Source organism: Sphingomonas sp. CFBP 13720, assembly GCF_014842075.1.
GTDB lineage: Bacteria > Pseudomonadota > Alphaproteobacteria > Sphingomonadales > Sphingomonadaceae > Sphingomonas.
Genome location: NZ_JACYVA010000001.1, coordinates 500,925 through 518,259, shown reverse-complemented (window position 1 = coordinate 518,259; position 17,335 = coordinate 500,925). Strand labels below are relative to the sequence as shown.

The 17,335-nt window shown below is 67.5% G+C and carries 15 protein-coding genes; 8 read left to right on the top strand and 7 right to left on the bottom strand.

From position 1 onward, the window contains the following. Positions 1 to 160 precede the first annotated feature (160 nt). On the bottom strand, positions 161 to 2,158 hold the full coding sequence (locus IFT55_RS02545; protein ID WP_192088806.1) for a TonB-dependent receptor domain-containing protein: 1,998 nt from the start codon (positions 2,156 to 2,158) through the stop codon (positions 161 to 163). Between the two features lie 162 nt (positions 2,159 to 2,320). On the opposite strand from IFT55_RS02545, the gene IFT55_RS02540 reads away from it, so the two are divergent. Next, a complete protein-coding gene (locus IFT55_RS02540; protein ID WP_192088805.1) occupies positions 2,321 to 3,532 on the top strand; it encodes a TIGR04063 family PEP-CTERM/XrtA system glycosyltransferase in 1,212 nt (403 codons plus the stop codon). Continuing rightward, positions 3,529 to 4,398, top strand: coding sequence for a hypothetical protein (locus IFT55_RS02535; RefSeq protein ID WP_192088804.1), 870 nt, complete (start codon positions 3,529 to 3,531; stop codon positions 4,396 to 4,398). The genes IFT55_RS02540 and IFT55_RS02535 overlap by 4 nt, the downstream gene beginning before the upstream one ends. Positions 4,399 to 4,454: 56 nt before the next feature. On the opposite strand, the gene IFT55_RS02530 is transcribed toward IFT55_RS02535, so the two are convergent. Both IFT55_RS02530 and IFT55_RS02525 read right to left on the bottom strand, forming a co-directional pair. Further along, entirely contained in the window at positions 4,455 to 4,754 is a 300-nt protein-coding gene (locus tag IFT55_RS02530) for a hypothetical protein (protein ID WP_249403532.1), read from the bottom strand. Beyond that, positions 4,751 to 4,936 (bottom strand): hypothetical protein, encoded by a 186-nt coding sequence (locus tag IFT55_RS02525; RefSeq protein ID WP_192089754.1) that lies wholly within the window; start codon positions 4,934 to 4,936, stop codon positions 4,751 to 4,753. The genes IFT55_RS02530 and IFT55_RS02525 overlap by 4 nt, the downstream gene beginning before the upstream one ends. 99 nt (positions 4,937 to 5,035) lie before the next feature. On the opposite strand from IFT55_RS02525, the gene IFT55_RS02520 reads away from it, so the two are divergent. Further along, complete coding sequence (locus IFT55_RS02520) at positions 5,036 to 5,650, top strand: S24 family peptidase (RefSeq protein ID WP_192088803.1); 615 nt, start codon at positions 5,036 to 5,038, stop codon at positions 5,648 to 5,650. Positions 5,651 to 5,665: 15 nt separating this feature from the next. Here IFT55_RS02520 and IFT55_RS02515 read toward each other — a convergent pair whose 3' ends face one another. After that, positions 5,666 to 5,956: a hypothetical protein gene (locus IFT55_RS02515; RefSeq protein WP_192089752.1), complete on the bottom strand. Its 291-nt coding sequence runs from the start codon at positions 5,954 to 5,956 to the stop codon at positions 5,666 to 5,668. A 57-nt stretch (positions 5,957 to 6,013) separates the two neighbouring features. Between IFT55_RS02515 and IFT55_RS02510 the strand changes: the two genes are divergently transcribed. The 3 genes from IFT55_RS02510 to IFT55_RS02500 are packed head-to-tail and all read left to right on the top strand — an operon-like array spanning position 6,014 to position 12,371. Continuing rightward, the gene (locus tag IFT55_RS02510; protein ID WP_192088802.1) at positions 6,014 to 6,232 is read left to right on the top strand and encodes a hypothetical protein; all 219 of its coding nucleotides are present in this window, start codon (positions 6,014 to 6,016) and stop codon (positions 6,230 to 6,232) included. A gap of 56 nt (positions 6,233 to 6,288) precedes the next feature. Further along, a complete protein-coding gene (locus IFT55_RS02505) occupies positions 6,289 to 8,211 on the top strand; it encodes an autotransporter assembly complex protein TamA (RefSeq protein WP_192088801.1) in 1,923 nt (640 codons plus the stop codon). After that, positions 8,208 to 12,371 carry a translocation/assembly module TamB domain-containing protein gene (locus IFT55_RS02500; protein ID WP_249403531.1) on the top strand — a complete coding sequence of 1,388 codons (4,164 nt, stop codon included), beginning with the start codon at positions 8,208 to 8,210 and terminating at the stop codon, positions 12,369 to 12,371. Before IFT55_RS02505 ends, IFT55_RS02500 begins: the two co-directional genes overlap by 4 nt. Before the next feature lie 548 nt (positions 12,372 to 12,919). Here IFT55_RS02500 and glnA read toward each other — a convergent pair. The 3 genes from glnA to map all read right to left on the bottom strand — a co-directional run bounded on the left by glnA (position 12,920) and on the right by map (position 15,801). After that, positions 12,920 to 14,332: a type I glutamate--ammonia ligase gene (glnA, locus tag IFT55_RS02495; protein WP_192088800.1), complete on the bottom strand. Its 1,413-nt coding sequence runs from the start codon at positions 14,330 to 14,332 to the stop codon at positions 12,920 to 12,922. A gap of 89 nt (positions 14,333 to 14,421) precedes the next feature. Beyond that, positions 14,422 to 14,760 carry a P-II family nitrogen regulator gene (locus IFT55_RS02490; RefSeq protein WP_192088799.1) on the bottom strand — a complete coding sequence of 113 codons (339 nt, stop codon included), beginning with the start codon at positions 14,758 to 14,760 and terminating at the stop codon, positions 14,422 to 14,424. Positions 14,761 to 14,973: 213 nt separating this feature from the next. Then, the gene (gene map / locus IFT55_RS02485) at positions 14,974 to 15,801 is read right to left on the bottom strand and encodes a type I methionyl aminopeptidase (protein WP_192088798.1); all 828 of its coding nucleotides are present in this window, start codon (positions 15,799 to 15,801) and stop codon (positions 14,974 to 14,976) included. 63 nt (positions 15,802 to 15,864) lie between these two features. Between map and IFT55_RS02480 the strand changes: the two genes are divergently transcribed. Both IFT55_RS02480 and IFT55_RS02475 read left to right on the top strand, forming a co-directional pair. After that, positions 15,865 to 16,620, top strand: a complete 756-nt coding sequence (locus tag IFT55_RS02480) for a competence/damage-inducible protein A (protein ID WP_192088797.1) — start codon at positions 15,865 to 15,867, stop codon at positions 16,618 to 16,620. Between the two features lie 6 nt (positions 16,621 to 16,626). Further along, positions 16,627 to 17,334, top strand: a complete 708-nt coding sequence (locus tag IFT55_RS02475; protein WP_192088796.1) for a FadR/GntR family transcriptional regulator — start codon at positions 16,627 to 16,629, stop codon at positions 17,332 to 17,334. Position 17,335: the final 1 nt, after the last annotated feature.

Below are 17,335 nucleotides of genomic sequence, written 5' to 3'. Positions count from 1 at the left end.
GCCGTGTCTGGGCCGACCAGGGCGGATCGACGTTCAGATAATGACGTGCCGAAAACGGTGGTTTGGCGTGACCCGGAGCGCAGTGTACTAATGGTACGTGAGCACCGGAAGCGCGCAAAACCACCGTTTGCAGGCCGTCAGGACTGAACGTCGATCCGTCCTAGAAGTTCGCGCCCACGCCGAACCAGTAGGTACGGCCGTAATTGACCGTGCCATAGGTCGCGTCGTCGAGACGCTTGTCGTTCACATTGTACAGGCCTGCCTTCAGCGTCAGCGCGGGGGAAAGCTCATACGACCCCAGCACGTCGGCGGTCGCATAGGCCGGGGCGGTCGATCCGGTCGCGGTCGCTTCATATTCCTTTCCGTAATAGTTGAGTGAGGTCCACACCCGCGCCTTGGCCGTTACGTCCCAATCTGCGCGAAGATTGCCTTTCCATTTCGGGGTGAGCGCCAGCGGAGCGCCTGCGTCGGGGCCGCTTTTCTGTTCGGAATCGAGCCACGTCACGTTGCCGCGCACGGCGACGGCGGGCGCGATCCGCCAACGCCCGCTGACTTCCACGCCAAGGATCGTCGCCTTGTCGATGTTCACGCGGTCGAGGACCTGTAGTCCCTGCCAGATTCGGGTGGTGGTCACGGTCGACAGCCGGTCGCGGAAATCGTTGAAGAACACGGTCGCGCCAAGCGAAGCGCCGGCGCGGTTCGACCACATCACCGTCCCTTCGAAATTGGTGCTGGTTTCGGGTTTCAGATCAGGATTGCCGAACTGGACCAGCCGGTTACGCCGGATGACCGCGTATTCGGGAATGACCGCCCGAAGCTCTGGCGCCTTGAACCCACGCGCGACGCCGCCCTTGACGGTCCATTGCGGCGTCACTCGCCACACGGCATAGACGCGCGGGTTCACATGGCTGCCATAACGGTCGTGATGGTCGAGCCGGACGCCGCCGGTCAGCGTCAAGTCGCGCAGCGCGCGCCATTCATTTTCGGCGAACACGGCCTTCTGCACCACCGAATATCGTTCATAGTCGAATTCGGCCGGAGTGCCCCGATTGGACTGGTTCCAGTCGGTCAGCGTCGATTTGAGCCACTGGACGCCCAGCGAACTGGTGTTCGACCCGGTGGGGATAACCAGCTTTCCGTCGAACACCCGGTTATGGATTTCCGGCTTGCGACCGAACACATCGGTCTGGTCGGGAGTCGCCAGCGCTTCGCGGCTGGTCCGTTCGTCCAGATAGGAGAGGGTCGTCGATGCGACGCCGCTCCACCGGCCTTCGTGGGTGATCGACCAGTAATCGCGTGAATTGTCCTGCTGACGGGTCGCCCAGTTGGGGCTGACGCCCTCGCCGCTGCGCAGCCGGGAAATGCCGCCCTCCAGCGTGACGTCATGATCCTCCGACGGCGTCACCAGCACGCGGCCGGTGAAGTTGCGGTTCCGGGCGCGGGTGAAGCTGTTGTCGACGACCGGATCTTCATCGGCGGTGCGGGCGAGCCAGCCGCCCCATGCCTGTACCCCGATCAGACCGGGGACCAGCGGGCCGCCGATGAACGCCTGCGCATTCTGTGCATCACCCTGATCGTCCGAACCGCGCAGCGAATAGTCATAGGACAGGCTGCCGTTCCACTTCGTGCCGGTCTTGCGCGTGATGATGTTGATGACGCCGCCGATCGCATCCGACCCGTACAGCGACGACATGGGGCCGCGCACGACCTCGATCCGTTCGATCGCGGCGGCGGGGGGCGTGAAGCTCTGTTCGTATCCGCGATTGCCGTTGACGCGGGATTCCCGCCCGCTCTGACGCTTTCCGTCGACGAGGATCAGCGTGTAGTCGCCCGGCATGCCGCGCATCTGGATGTCGCTTTCGTTCGCGGCACCGTTGACGACGATTCCTTCGACGTCGCGCACCGCATCGGCAAGGCTCTGGATCGACCGACGCCGCAGGTCGTCGCCGTCGACGACGGTCACCGATGCCGGCGCATCCTCCTGTTTCTGGGCATAGCCGGTGGCGGTGACGACGATTTCGTCGGCGCCCGACGGCTCGGCCGGGCTTTGGGCGGTGCTCTGGGCGGCGGCCGGGAAGGTGGTAACGCCGAAGACAGCGACGGTAGCGAACAGGCGCAGAATGACCGCGCGACGACGCGCAAGGGGGATGGCTGGCATGACTTCCTCATGTGGAATGACGCCTCCCCCAAAACGCGCCCCGCCCCTAGCCGTGACGATAATGACTCGCAACAGCGTTAGTACGAATGGATGGTTGTTGGCGAATGGTCGTGCGCGAAAAGGTTACGCGTCGTTAACCCTGCCGTGGCAGGCAGGATTGCGATGCGTATCCTCCACATCCTCGATCACGGATTGCCGCTGCACAGCGGCTATAGTTTCCGCACGCGCGCGATCCTGACCGCGCAGATGGCACGCGGGTGGCAGGTCGCCGCCGTCACCGGGCCGCGACAGGGGCGGTGCGAGCGGACGGCGGAAACGATCGACGGCATTGATTTCCATCGCACCGTGCCGCCCCGGACGGCACCCGCGCCGCTGGGCGAATTGCGCGAGGTGCGTGCCTTCGCCGCGTCGATCGAACGGGTCGCGGCGGCATTTCGGCCCGATATCCTCCATGCGCATTCGCCGGTGCTGGACGCGCTGGCGGCGTTGCGCATCGCGCGGCGGCTGCGGTTGCCGCTGGTCTATGAGATCCGCGCATTCTGGGAAGACGCTTCGGTCGGCAACGGGACGGGTCGCGAGGGGTCGTTGCGCTACCGGGCGACGCGGGCGCTGGAGACATGGGCGGTGCGCCGCGCCGACGGGGTGGCGGTGATCTGCGACGGCCTGCGCCGCGATCTGCTGGCGCGCGGGATCGACGGTGGCAAGGTGATGGTATCGCCCAACGGCGTCGACCTGACCCTGTTCGGCGACCCGCCGCCGCCCGACCGGGCGCTGGCCGAGAAATTGGGGCTTGTCGGCAAGGACGTGCTGGGGTTCATCGGCAGCTTCTACGATTACGAAGGGCTGGACACGCTGATCGATGCGATGCCCGCGCTGGTCGCGGCGCGACCGGCGGTGCGGCTGGTGCTGGTCGGCGGCGGCCCGATGGAGGCGACGCTGCGGGCACGGGCGGAGGCATCGGGCGCGGCGCATGCAATCCGGTTCGTCGGCCGCGTGCCGCATCAACAGGTCGAACGCTATTACGGGCTGGTCGACCTGCTGGTCTATCCACGCAAGGCGATGCGGCTGACCGAACTGGTCACCCCGCTCAAGCCGCTGGAGGCGATGGCGCAGCGGCGGCTGGTCGCCGCGTCGGACGTTGGCGGACACCGAGAGTTGATCCGCGACGGCGATACGGGCATCCTGTTCGCGCCGGACGATCCGGCGGCGCTGGCGGCACGGGTCGCGGCGATGCTGGCGGATCGTGGCGGATGGGATGCGATGCGCGACCGGGGGCGGGCCTTTGTCGGGGCGGAGCGCGACTGGGCGACGAATGTGGCGCGGTATCAGCCGATGTACGAGCGGCTGGTTGCAGCGAAGGGGGGACGGACATGATCGGGGGGACGACCGAACGCAGCGCGACGACTGGCCGGATGGTCGCTCCGGTCGCAGCGGCCGTGGCGGGGCTGACGGTGGCGATCGCGATCGCGCTGGTGCCGACATGGCGGATCGAATCGGCGGTGCTGGCCAGCGGTCTGCCCGCCCTGCTGCCCGCTGCCGCCCCGCCGCTGGGTCTGTCGGCGCGGATCGCGCTGATGCTGGGGGCGGGCGGCGGCATCGCTGCCCTGCTCTGGACCGCACTCACCTTGCTGATGGGCGGTGCAACGGACACGCACGATGCGGACGACATGCCGCCGGTGGTACGCCGGGCCGATGCGCACCCGGACGCCGCGCCGCGCGCACCGGTTCGCGCGGGGCGCGATCTGGGAACGCCGTTCCTCGAAGCGGTGATCGCCGACGAACCGAAGCAGGCGCCGCCTGAGGAACTGGCATTGCCGCGTGATCTGGACGTCCCGATGGCGGCGTTCGATCCGGCGGCGGTGCCGGCCCAACCCGCCGCACCCGCGCCGACGTTGCGGGCATTGTATCGGCCCGAACCGATGATCGTTCCGGTATCCGGCGACCCGGAGTCGACGCCGGACCGTGCGGTCGCGCTGCCGATCGCGGAGGAGCCGCCGGTTGCGATGCAGCCCCCGGTCGCCGAAGAACGGCCTGCCATTGAAGAACTGTCGTTCGCCAAGGAGCGACCGGTCACGGTGGAGTCGCCGGGCGGGGCCGTTCCTGTGCCGTCGCTCGCGGCGCTGCTCGCGCGGTTGGACGAGGGGCTGGCACGTCGCCGACCGAGGCCCCGGCCGATCGTCGGGGAACGCGGGCTGGAATCCACGCTGGGCGCGCTGCGACGCATGGCAGTGCAGGACTGACCGGGGCCACCGCGATGGCGGATGGGCTTGGCGGTTCCCGGTCAACTCCCTCGTCTCTACCGTTCCTCGACGGTCAGTACGTCCAGATCGGCGGCCCCCGGTCGCCGTCCCGTCACGACCAGTTCGGCGACCAGATGACCGCGCATCGGCAGATCGGCGTCGGGCAGCGTGGCGAGCCATGGGGCCAGTCCGGCGTCGTCGCTCATCACCGTCACGCGGTGGCGCGCGCCGGAAAAGGTGGCGCTGGACCAGCGGACCCAGTCCGAATCGGTGATGGCGATCGTCACGCCCGCCGCTTCCGCCGCGATCCGCAACCGCCGGTCGAGCAGCGTGCCGGCATCGGGACCGCGGCTCATCGTGCCTGTTCCTGCCGGGCGATGAACGCCTCGATCTTGGCGACCATTTCGGGGCGCGGCTCGCGTCCGTTGCGCAGGTCGCCGACCAGCCGTGGGTCCCCCGCCGCGCGTCGTCCGAACAGCGTTTCGGGCATTCCCGTATCATGCAGATGCTGGTTGATCCGTTGCAATATGGTGTTCACGCGCACCTCCTAATTCCGTCCGGCGACTCATTGTAGTTCCTGAAATGTTCTCTCAAATCCAACTTGTCTAGGATTTTTCCTTCGCCTATGACCGCACCTATGGATGATACCGACCCGCGGGGGACGATTGCTGTGCTGGCGCGGGAGCGGGGGGTGAGCCTTGCCGAACTGTCGCGCGTGCTGGGGCGTAACCCCGCGTATATGCAGCAATATATCGATCGTGGGACGCCGCGCCGGCTGGCGGAGGCTGACCGGGCGACGCTGGCGCGATATCTGGGCGTACGCGAATCGGCACTGGGCGGGCCGGTGCGCGACGAACTGGTTGCCGTCCTGCGGATTGACGCAGCGGCGGCGGCGGGGCCGGGCGGACTGGTCGAGGACGATCGCGCAGACGGCGTGCTGCGGATCGATGCGGCGCTGCTACGGCAGTTGCGCGTCCGGCCCGACAACGCGTCGATGATCGAGGTTACGGGCGATTCGATGGAACCGGTGCTGGGCCACGGCGACACGATCCTCGTCGATCGCGGCGACCGGCGCGGTGTTTCGGGGGTAATCTATGTCGTGCGGTACGACGGCGCGCTGCTGGTCAAACGGCTGGCGCGGGTGCCGGGTGGGGTCGAACTGGTCAGCGACAACAGCGCCTATCCGCCGATCGCCGTCACCGGGACACCCGACATCGTCGGTCGGGTCGTGTGGCTGTCGCGACGATTATAAGCGGCCGCGACCGGCCTAACGCCGGTCGGATCGCCAGATCAGGACCGCAACCGCGATACCGAGCGCCAGCCCGACCAGCAACCCGATCGTCGCTTCGCCGGCAAGGGCTCCAAGGATCGCGCCGAACAACGTGCCGGCCGCGATCGGAAGGCCGCCGGCGCGCGGGTTATGGGGGGGCGTGGTCATCGCGCCGTCCTGCCACAGCCGCGCGGGGCGCGCCACCGCATCCCGCGCGTGCCGTCGCGGGACGGCGATCGTGCCGTAACGGGACCGGCGGGCAGGCGCGGCGAACGGGTTAACCACCATGTCCCGCCGTGGGGGCGGGGCGGCCCGAACGGGCATGGTTCGTGAACGGAATGGGCCATGACCTATCCCGCACCCTGCCTCAGCGACCCTGCCGACATCATCCTCGCGAACGATCTGATCGCCGGGCTGGGCGGCATTCCCGCACTGGAAGAAGCAGCCGGGCGGGCCGAATATGCCCGCGATCTGGGCAATGCCGTGTGCTTTCGCCAATGGCGGCGGGTGGCCCGGCTGGTCTCGATGATGGCGCGTCCGGGCGTGCGCGGTACGATTCACTGACGCGAACCGGGGTTAAGTGGTTGGCGCGGAGCCGCTCACCGCGCTAGGACGACCGAATGTCGAGCTACCGGCCTGTCTTGCTTTTCAGCGCCGCTTGGCTCGCGCTCGCCGGTCCCGCCGCGTTCGCGCAGGACGTGCCGCTCGATCCCGACACGCCGCTGGCAGACATGCCGGATATCGGCGTGGCATGGCCCGACCTGTCGCCCGCCCCCGGCGAGACCGCCACCGCCGCCGGGCCGCAGACCCAGGCGGCGGGCGAACTCCGGTACAATTACCGCATCGTGGGGATCGACGGGATCGGCGGCGACCTGTTCTGGCAGCGCTTCAACGATCTGTCGGTGCTGCGTGCGAACGAGGGGGAGCCGGCCAACGCCGCGCAGATCGACCGCCGCGCGCGCGAGGACGCTCGGACGCTGGACGAACTGCTGCGCAACGAGGGTTATTTCGACGCGCGCATCGCGACCAGCGTCCGGCCGGAAGGCGGCAAGCTGGTCGTGATGCTGGAGGTGGAGCCGGGTCAACTCTACCGCTTCGCACAGGTACGCACCCCGGGCATCGCGGCAGCGGGCAGCAAGGCCGAGGAACTGCGCGAGGCATTCCCGATCGCGCCCGAAGCGCCGGTACAGGGCGACACGGTGGTCGCGGCGCAGGAGCGGTTGACGCAGACGATCGGGCGCGAGGGGTTCCCGTTCGCGAAGGTCGACGATCCGGCGATCGTGGTCGATCACGCCACCCGCACCGCATCGATCGACGTGGCCGTCACGCCGGGCGGCGAGCGCCGGTTCGGGCGGATCGTCGCACGGCCCAACCGCATCTTCGACGGCGATCACGCACAGGATATCGCCCGGTTCGAACCGGGCGAACTATATGATTCGACGCTGGTGGACGATCTGCGTCGGGCGATCGTGCAGACCAGCCTTGTGTCGCAGGTGCGGCTGACCCCGGTCGAGGGGCAGGCACCGGGCACCGTCGATCTCGATCTGGCGATGGAGCCGGCACCGCCGCGCACGATCGCGGGCGAACTGGGGTATGGCACCGGCGAAGGTGCGCGTGCGGAAGTGAGCTGGACGCACCGCAACCTGTTCCCGCCTGAAGGGGCGCTGACGCTGCGCGGCGTGCTCGGCACGCGCGAACAGGTGGCGGCGGTGACGTTCCGGCGCAACAATTTCCATGGACGCGACCGGGTGCTGACCGGACAGGTCGCCGCGACGCATCTGGAACGCGACGCCTTCGTTGCCGATACGGTATCGCTGTCGGCCAGTCTGGAGCGGCAGACCAACATCTTCTTTCAAAAGACTTGGACATGGTCGCTGGGGGCCGAACTGGTCGCGACCGACGAGCGCGACGTGATCGTGGCGACCGGCGAACCGCGGCAGCGGACCTATTTCATCGGCGCGCTGCCCAGCAGCCTGACCTATGACGGGTCCGACGACCTGTTGAACCCGACGCGCGGGTTCCGGCTGGGCGGGCGGATCAGCCCCGAAGTATCGCTGCAGGGCGATGTGTTCGGCTATACCCGCGCCCAGATCGACGCCAGCGTGTACCGGCCGGTCACGTCGCGGGTGGTGCTGGCGGCACGGACGCGGATCGGATCGATCCTCGGGGCACCGCGCGATGCGGTGGCGCCGTCGCGGCGCTTCTATGCCGGTGGCGGCGCATCGGTGCGCGGCTATGGCTTCCAGAATATCGGTCCGCGCGATCCGAACAACGATCCGATCGGCGGGCGCAGCCTTGCCGAATTCTCGCTGGAGGCGCGGGTGCGTGCGTTCGGCAATTTCGGCGTGGTGCCGTTTCTCGACGCGGGTAACATCTATACCTCGGTGCTGCCGCGCTTCACCGGCATGCGCTACGGCGCCGGCATCGGCATGCGCTACTACAGCAATTTCGGGCCGATCCGCGTCGATGTCGGCACGCCGATCAACCCGCAGCGCGGCGATCCGCGCATCGCGGTCTATGTCTCGCTGGGGCAGGCGTTTTGACCGAAGGCGACGACGCACCGACTGCGCCGCTGCCGCCACCACGCCGCCGCGCCGGATGGGGGCGGCGGATCGTACAGCTGTTGGCGGCGGTCATCCTGCTGGCCGCCGCGCTGCTGTTCGCGATCGATACCGGGCCGGGGCACCGGCTGATCGCCAATCGCATCGCGACGCTGAAACCCGCCAACGGCATGCGGTATCGCATCGGGCGGATCGAAGGATCGATCTACAACCGCGCCCGCCTGGTCGACGTGCGGATCTATGATCCCAAGGGGCTGGTGCTGCGGGCACCGCTGGCGACGCTCGACTGGCGGCCATGGGACTATTTGTCGAACCGGTTGACGATCACCAGCCTGCACATGCCCCGCGCGGTCCTGAACAAGCTGCCGCAACCGCGCGCGACCGGGCGGACGGGGCCGATCCTGCCGGCGTTCGATATCCGCATCGGGCGGCTGGGCATCGACCGGCTGGAACTGGGCAAGGGCGTGACGGGGACGGCGCGGGTTGGGCGGCTGGCGGGGCAGGCCGATATCCGGTCGGGCCGCGCGCTGGTCGAACTGGCGCTGGACGTGGCGGGCAGCGACCGGTTGCGGCTGACGCTCGATGCCGAACCCGATCGCGACCGGTTCGATATCGACCTCCGCGCGCGCGGCACGGCGGACGGGCTGCTGGCGAGGGCGAGCGGACTGCGCCGGCCGCTGGCGATCGAAGTGACCGGCGACGGTCGCTGGTCGGCATGGAACGGGCGTGCGGTGGCGCAGGCGGGGACGGTACGCGTGGCCGACCTGCGGCTGGGCGCACAGGCCGGACGCTACACGCTGGGTGGAACGATCGCGCCCGCCAGCTTGCTGACCGGCAAGATGCAACGATTGAGCGCGCCTGCGATCCGGGTAAGCGGCACGACGACCTTCGCCGATCGGCGGTTCGACGGTGTGCTGGCGCTGCGCAGTCCGGCACTGGCGCTGGAGGCCGAAGGCGTCGTCGATCTCGGCAAATCGATGTTCCGCGACCTGCGCCTGCGTGCACGACTGCTGCGCCCGGCCGCGCCGTTCCCGAACATGACCGGACGCGATATCGAGCTTCGCGCGATCCTCGACGGGGCCTTCGCCACCGCACGCTTCGACTATCGGTTGCGGGCACAGCGCATCGCGTTCGACCAGACCGGCTTCGACCGCGTCGTCGCGGCGGGGCAGGGGCGGCTGTCGCCGGCTCCCGTCACCGTGCCGATCCGGCTAAGCGCGGCGCAGGTGACGGGCGTCGGCGACGTGGCCGGCGGCATCCTGCGCAACCTGTCGGTGACCGGCGCGCTGCGGGTCGATGCGAAGACGCTGGTCGGCAATGATCTGATCGTCCGGTCGGACAAGCTGAACGGGCGCATCATGCTGACGCTCGACATGACGACCGGGCGCTACGAAGTCGGCATCAGCGGCGCGCTGCAACGCTATCTGATCCCCGGGCTGGGTCTGGTCGACGTGCAGACGCGGCTGACGGCGATGCCGATCGCGGGCGGTGGCACGCGTATCGTCGGGCGCGGCGTGGCGCAGATGCGGCGGCTGGACAACGGTTTCTTCCGATCGCTGACGCAGGGGTTGCCACGGATCGAAACCGGGCTGGAACGCGGACGCGACGGCATCCTCTATCTCCGCGGCCTGCGACTGACGTCGCCGGGGCTGACACTGTCGGGCAATGGCTATCGTCGCCGCGACGGAACGTTCCATTTCGAAGGAAGCGGGCGACAGGCCACCTATGGTCCGGTGCAGATCGTCCTCGACGGCAATATTTCGAAACCGACGCTCGACCTGCGCTTCGCCGCGCCGAACGCGACGCTGGGGCTGGCCGACGTGCGCGCGCATCTCGATCCCGTGGCGGAAGGGTTCGCCTATCGCGCGGCGGGCGGATCGCGCCTGGGGCCGTTCACCGCGCAGGGCCGCATCCTGCTTCCCCCCGGCGGCGTCGCGCGGATCGTGGTCGAGGCGCTGGAGGTCAGCGGGACGCGGGCGACCGGCGGCATCGATATCGTCGAAAACGGCTTTCTGGGGCGGCTGTCGATCGGCGGCGGCGGGATCGACGGTTCGATCGACTTCCGGCCGCAGGGCGGCGACCAGCGGATCGACATCGCGCTGAATGCGCAGCGCGCGACGCTGGGCACGTTGGGATCGGTGCGGCGCGGGCGGCTGGAGGCCGGGATCGTGCTGGCCGATGGCGGCACCACGCTGGACGCGACCGTCACTGCGCAGGGGTTCCGGCGCGGTCAACTGTCGATCGCGCGGCTCGGCGGCAACGTCCGGTTGGTCGACGGCGTGGGCGAAGCGCGCGCATCGATCGCCGGATCGCGCGGGCGTGCCTTCGCGATCCAGAGCGTGATCCAGATCACGGCCGACGAATATCGCATCACTGCCGAAGGGACGCTCGACCGCCGACCCCTGAAACTTGAAACCCCTGCCGTGCTTCGGCGCGAGGGTGCAGGATGGCGGCTGGCCCCGACCCGGTTCAGCTTTGCCGGCGGCACCGCGACGATCGGCGGGGCGTTGAACGACACCACGACCGAAGTAGCGCTGGACGTGGCGCGGATGCCGCTGGCGGTGCTGGATATCGGCTATCCGGGGCTGGGTCTGGGCGGCACCGCGTCGGGCAAGGTCGCCTATTCCACCACCGGCGGCGTGCCGTCGGGGCGGGCCGATCTGACCATTCGCGGCCTTACCCGGTCGGGGCTGGTGCTATCGTCGACGCCGATCGATGTCGGCATCGCGGCGGTACTGGATGCCAACCGTGCCGGACTGCGCGCAGTGATGGCCAGCGGCGGGCGGACGATCGGACGGGCACAGGCGCGGCTGGCACCGCTCGGCACTGGCGATCTGGCAACGCGGGTCGCCAACGCGCCGCTGTTCGCGCAACTGCGCTACGGCGGACCGGCGGATACGCTGTGGCGGCTGACTGGGATCGAGCTGTTCGACCTGTCGGGGCCGGTCGCGGTCGGCGCGGATATCACCGGTCGGCTGAACGATCCGCGCATTCGCGGCGTGGTGCGTTCCAGCGGCGCGCGCATCGAAAGTTCGGTGACCGGTACGGTGCTGACCGGGGTCGAGGCGCAGGGACGTTTCGACGGATCGCGGCTGGTGATCGATCGCTTCGCGGCGGGCGACGGGCGACAGGGGCGGGTCAGCGGTGCCGGCGCGTTCGAGTTTGCGGCCGTGCGCGGTTTCGGCATCGATCTGCGCATGCAGGCCGATCGCGCGCGGCTCATCAACACCGATTCGATCGGTGCGACGGTGACCGGGCCGATCACGATCCGCAGCGACGGCGCGGGCGGCACGATCGCGGGCGAGGTGCGGCTCGACGGCAGCCGCTATCGGTTGGGCCGTGCGACCGCGACGGCCCCCCTGCCGCGCCTGAACATCCGCGAGATCAACCGCCCGGACGGCGAGGATGAGGGCGGCGCGCCGGTGCAACCATGGCGGCTCGACCTGAAGGCACGCGCGCCCGGCGGGCTGGTCGTTACCGGGCTGGGCCTGACCAGCGAATGGTCGGCCGACCTGTCGATCAGGGGCGAGCCGACCAACCCGGTCATCAACGGGCGCGCCGATCTGGTGCGCGGCGATTTCGAGTTTGCCGGCCGCGAGTTCCAGCTCGATCGCGGCGCGCTGCGCTTCAACGGCGAAGTGCCTGCCGACCCCGCGCTCGATATCGTGGCCAATGCCGATACGCAGGGGCTGAACGCCACCATCCGTGTCGCCGGCACTGCGACACGGCCCGAAATCACGTTCCAGAGCGTGCCTGCCTTGCCCGAGGACGAGCTGCTGTCGCGTCTGTTGTTCGGCACGTCGATCACCAACCTGTCTGCGCCGGAGGCGTTGCAGCTGGCGGCGGCTGTGGCGGCGTTGCAGAATGGGGAGGGTGGGCTGAACCCGATCAACGCGGTCCGCCGGGCGGCGGGGCTGGACCGTCTCCGCATCCTGCCGGCCGATCCGCAGACCGGACAGGGCACGTCGGTCGCGGCCGGCAAGTATCTGACGCGGCGTTTCTATGCGGAGATCGTGACCGACGGGCAGGGCTATTCCGCGACGCGGGTCGAGTTCCAGGTAACGCGCTGGCTGTCGCTGCTGGCGTCGATCTCCACGATCGGGCGGCAGAGCACTAACGTACGGGTGTCGCGGGATTATTGATCCTGCGCTGTGATGCGGGGCGTATTTGGCTGCTGTCGGTGCGATGACGGCTGTACGAAACGTCGGGCGATCTTCGAAGGACTGCCGCCGAGGCAACCCGCTCGCGTCATGGCGGCGCGTTTGTTTCGGGCAGCAATATGCCGCGGACGGATCGCGTCGGTCGGCGTCCCTGCATGCCCGTTTCTTTCATTGCATGAACAGTACAGCCCACCCGTTCGTGCTGAGTAGCGACCGAGCGAAGTCGAAGCCGCGTATCGAAGCATCCGTGGCAGTCCTTCGATACGCCATTTCGACAAGCTCAATGGCACTCTGGATACGCGGTCGCACCTATATCATCATGCTGCGGGAATGCCGGGTCTGTCGTGCGATCGGATCGTTGATCCGAAGTGACGGAACGTGAAAAGGGGCGCCCGGTTCGATACCGGACGCCCCTTTCCCTTATCGCGTAGCGCCGTGGCAAAGCCACGTCGTCGGTCCTTGCCGCCGGCAAGGCCGGCCGACAGCACCAGTGGCGTGCGCGCACGCCACTGGTCGCCGGCACGGCGACCTCAGGCGCTGTAGTACATATCATACTCGACCGGGCTGGGGGTCATTTCCCAGCGCGCGACTTCGCCATACTTGATCTCGATATAGGCTTCGATCTGGTCCTTCGAGAACACATCGCCCTTGAGAAGGAAGTCGTGATCGGCTTCGAGCGACTCCAGCGCTTCGCGGAGCGAGGCGCAGACGGTCGGCACGGCGGCGAGTTCGGCCGGCGGCAGATCGTACAGGTTCTTGTCCATCGCTTCGCCTGGATGGATCTTGTTCTGGATGCCGTCGAGGCCGGCCATCATCAGCGCCGCATAGGCGAGATACGGGTTGGCCATCGCGTCGGGGAAGCGGATCTCGACGCGCTTCGCCTTGGGGCCGGTGCCGTACGGAATGCGGCACGATGCCGACCGGTTGCGCGCGGAATATGCGAGCAACACGGGTGCCTCATAGCCCGGAACCAGTCGCTTGTAGCTGTTGGTCGACGGGTTGGTGAAGGCGTTGACCGCCTTGGCATGCTTGATGACGCCGCCGATGAAATACAGGCACATGTCCGACAGGCCGGCATAGCCGTCGCCGGCGAACAGCGGGTTGCCGCCGTTCCAGATCGAGAAATGCGTGTGCATGCCCGAACCGTTATCTTCCTTGATCGGCTTCGGCATGAACGTCGCGGTCTTGCCATAGGCATGCGCGACCTGATGTACGACGTACTTGTAGATCTGCATGCGATCGGCGGTGGTGGTCAGCGTGCCATAGGTCAGGCCCAGCTCGTGCTGCGCGGCGGCGACTTCATGGTGATGCTTGTCGCACGGCAGACCCATTTCGATCATGGTCGACACCATCTCGCCACGGATGTCGACGGCGCTGTCGACCGGCGCGACCGGAAAGTAACCGCCCTTGGCGCGCGGGCGGTGGCCCATGTTGCCGGCTTCATATTCGCGACCCGAATTGCCCGGCAGTTCGATGTCGTCGATCTTGTAATAGCTCGACGAATAGGTGTTCTCGAACCGCACGTCGTCGAACATGAAGAATTCGGCTTCCGGCCCGACATAGACGGTGTCGCCGATACCGGTGGTCTTCAGATACGCCTCGGCGCGTTTCGCGGTCGAGCGCGGGTCGCGGGCATAGAGTTCGCCGGTGACCGGATCGACCACGTCGCAGAACACGACCAGCATCGGGGTGGCCGAGAACGGGTCGGTATAGACGGCTTCCAGATCGGGCATGAGCGTCATGTCCGACTCGTTGATCGCCTTCCAGCCTTCGATCGAGCTGCCGTCGAACATCAGGCCGTCGGTGAACTCATCCTCGCCCAGAAGCGAGGCGACCATGGTCAGGTGCTGCCACTTGCCCTTGGGATCGGTGAAGCGAAGATCGACCCACTCGATCTCCTCGTCCTTGATGCGCTTCAGGATGGTGCTGGCGGTAGTGGCCATCGGAGACTGCCCTTTCTGGATGAAACCCCGCGTTCCGCGCAACGATGCGAACGGAAACGCCCTCTAATTCGATATTATGCTGCGTCGCGTCAGATCGCGTCGTCGTTGCGCTCTCCGGTACGGATGCGCAAGGCGGTCTCGACCGGGATCACGAAAATCTTGCCGTCGCCGATCCGCCCGGTCTGTGCCGCACTTGCAATCGCTTCGACCACGCGTTCGGCCAGACTGTCCTCGACCACGACTTCCAGCTTCACCTTGGGCAGGAAATCGACGACATATTCCGCGCCGCGATACAGTTCGGTATGGCCCTTCTGGCGGCCGAACCCCTTGGCTTCGGTCACGGTGATGCCGCTGACGCCGACTTCGTGCAGCGCTTCCTTCACCTCATCCAGCTTGAACGGCTTGATGATGGCTTCGATCTTTTTCATGGACTTGCCGATCCCCCCGGGCGTGGTCCCGCACCGCGGGCCATGCGTCTTGCCAAACAATTTCCGTGCCAACAGGCGAGTCGCCCTGCGGTCAACATCGGGCATCGGCACACGGATGTCGATATTGCCCGGCGAAGGGGCAGGGTGCCCGTTTTTAAGGCAATATTAGGGATTTGCGCGTCGCCCGGCGAAGGCGAACGACGCGCCCCGCGTTCATGCGTAGGGCGGTTTGGTGAAGCCGCGCGGACTGAGCGTGAAGATCTCGCACCCGTCTTCAGTGATGCCGATCGAATGTTCGAACTGCGCCGACAGCGACCGGTCGCGCGTCACCGCCGTCCATCCGTCGTCCAGCAGCTTCACGTCGGGACGGCCGATGTTGATCATCGGTTCGATCGTGAAGAACATGCCGGGCCGAAGCTCCGGCCCGGTGCCGGCGCGCCCCGCATGCACGACGTCGGGCGCATCGTGGAACAGCCGACCCAGACCATGGCCGCAAAAATCGCGGACCACGCCATACCGATGTGCTTCGGCATGACGCTGGATCGCATGGGCCACGTCGCCCATCCGGTTGCCCGGTTTCGCCTGTTCGATGCCCAGCATCAGACATTCGTAGGTCACGTCGACGAGCCGCCGCGCCTTGATCGGCACGTCTTCGACCAGATAGGTGCGGCTGCTGTCGCCGTGCCAACCGTCCAGCAACGGAGTGACGTCGATATTGGCGATGTCGCCGTCCTTCAGCGTCCGGTCCGACGGGATGCCGTGACACACGACATGGTTGATCGAGATGCAGGTCGAATGGGTATAGCCGCGATAGCCAAGTGTCGCGGGTACTCCGCCGCCTTCGCGTGTCAGTCGAAGAATGATCGCGTCGAGTTCGCCGGTGGTCACGCCGGGAACGACGTGCGGCGTGATTTCGTCTAGAATATGCGCGGCGAGCCGCCCGGCGCGGCGCATGCCTTCGAACCCGGCGGCGTCGTACAGTTTGATCGCGCCGGTACGGACCATCGGCGTATCGATGGTGACGGTATGATAATCGGTCATCGGGGTCATATAGGCAAAAATGTCGTGCTATGCGAGGGCGCGACCCCGCGCTATGCGTCGGCCATGACGAACCGCACCTGGACTGCCGCGCTGCTCGTAATCGGGGACGAGATCCTGTCGGGCCGGACGCAGGACCGGAACATCGCCCAACTGGCGACATGGCTGAACGTCCAGGGTATCCGACTGTCCGAAGTACGCGTCGTCGCCGACCGCGAAGCGGCGATCGTCGAGGCGGTCAACATCCTGCGCGCACGCAACGATTACCTGTTCACCACCGGCGGCATCGGGCCGACGCATGACGACATCACAGTCGATTCGATCGCGGCGGCGCTGGGCGTGCCGGTGGTCGTTCATCCGCAGGCGCGGGCCATTCTCGAAGAACATTATGCGACGCGCGGCGGATTGACCGAGGCACGGTTGCGCATGGCGCGCGTACCGGAAGGCAGCGGGCTGATCGAAAACCGCATGTCGGGCGCGCCGGGTATCCATATCGCAAACATCTTCATCATGGCGGGCGTGCCGCACATCGCCGCCGCGATGCTCGACAGCCTGACGGGCACGCTGGAGGGCGGATTGCCCGTCGTGTCGGCGACGCTGGGCTGCTGGGTCGGGGAGAGCGAGGTCGCCGACCTGTTACGCAATGTCGAGCGCGCGCATGACGGCGTCGCGATCGGCAGCTATCCGTTCTTTCGCGACGGCCGCACCGGCGCCAATTTCGTCGTCCGTGCGACCGACCGGGCGGTGGTCGATGCGTGCGTCGCCGATCTGGCCGGGCAACTGTCGGCGGGGGGCCGCGAACCGGTCAACGGGGGGATCTGATACGGCATGGCGATCATCCCGAAACCGCTGCGCATCCACGGCACGATCGCCCGCGATCTGGGCATCCGCATCGTATCGGGCGCAGTGGCGCCCGGCGACCTGCTGGACGGTGAGATCGCGGCCAGCGGCAGTCTGAACGTATCGCGCACCGCCTATCGGGAAGCGCTGCGCATGCTGGCGGCCAAGGGGCTGGTCGAATCGCGACCCAAGACCGGCACGCGTGTGTCCAGCCGCGACCAGTGGCAGTTGCTCGATCCCGACGTGCTGTCGTGGGTGTTCCACACCGAACCCGACGAACGGCTGATCGGCGCGCTGTTCGAACTGCGCAAGATCGTCGAGCCGGCCGCCGCGCAACTGGCGGCGCAACGCCGCAGCACCGCGCATGTCGACGCGATGCGCAATGCGCTGACCGACATGGCCGACCATACGCTGGCAACCGACGCCGGACGCGACGCGGACCAGCGGTTCCACGCGGCGCTGCTCGACGCATCGGGCAACCCGTTCCTCGTTACGCTGACCAGCGGCGTCGGCGCGGCCGTGGCGTGGACGACGGTGTTCAAACAGCGCAACAGCCCGCTACGCCGCGATCCGCAACCCGACCACGTCCGCGTGTTCGAAGCGGTCGCGGCGGGCGATCCGGCGGCGGCCTATGCCGCGATGACCGATCTGGTCGATATGGCGTTTCAGGACACGCGCGTCACCCTGCCTGCATGAC

Coding starts and splice junctions, on each gene's coding strand:
- IFT55_RS02490 (WP_192088799.1), bottom strand. CDS start 14,760: ATGAAAAAGATCGAAGCCATCATCAAGCCGTTCAAGCTGGATGAGGTG.
- IFT55_RS02535 (WP_192088804.1), top strand. CDS start 3,529: ATGATCGGGGGGACGACCGAACGCAGCGCGACGACTGGCCGGATGGTC.
- IFT55_RS02505 (WP_192088801.1), top strand. CDS start 6,289: ATGTCGAGCTACCGGCCTGTCTTGCTTTTCAGCGCCGCTTGGCTCGCG.
- map (WP_192088798.1), bottom strand. CDS start 15,801: ATGACCGATTATCATACCGTCACCATCGATACGCCGATGGTCCGTACC.
- IFT55_RS02475 (WP_192088796.1), top strand. CDS start 16,627: ATGGCGATCATCCCGAAACCGCTGCGCATCCACGGCACGATCGCCCGC.
- IFT55_RS02530 (WP_249403532.1), bottom strand. CDS start 4,754: ATGAGCCGCGGTCCCGATGCCGGCACGCTGCTCGACCGGCGGTTGCGG.
- IFT55_RS02520 (WP_192088803.1), top strand. CDS start 5,036: ATGGATGATACCGACCCGCGGGGGACGATTGCTGTGCTGGCGCGGGAG.
- IFT55_RS02540 (WP_192088805.1), top strand. CDS start 2,321: ATGCGTATCCTCCACATCCTCGATCACGGATTGCCGCTGCACAGCGGC.
- IFT55_RS02515 (WP_192089752.1), bottom strand. CDS start 5,956: ATGGTGGTTAACCCGTTCGCCGCGCCTGCCCGCCGGTCCCGTTACGGC.
- glnA (WP_192088800.1), bottom strand. CDS start 14,332: ATGGCCACTACCGCCAGCACCATCCTGAAGCGCATCAAGGACGAGGAG.
- IFT55_RS02545 (WP_192088806.1), bottom strand. CDS start 2,158: ATGCCAGCCATCCCCCTTGCGCGTCGTCGCGCGGTCATTCTGCGCCTG.
- IFT55_RS02510 (WP_192088802.1), top strand. CDS start 6,014: ATGACCTATCCCGCACCCTGCCTCAGCGACCCTGCCGACATCATCCTC.
- IFT55_RS02480 (WP_192088797.1), top strand. CDS start 15,865: ATGACGAACCGCACCTGGACTGCCGCGCTGCTCGTAATCGGGGACGAG.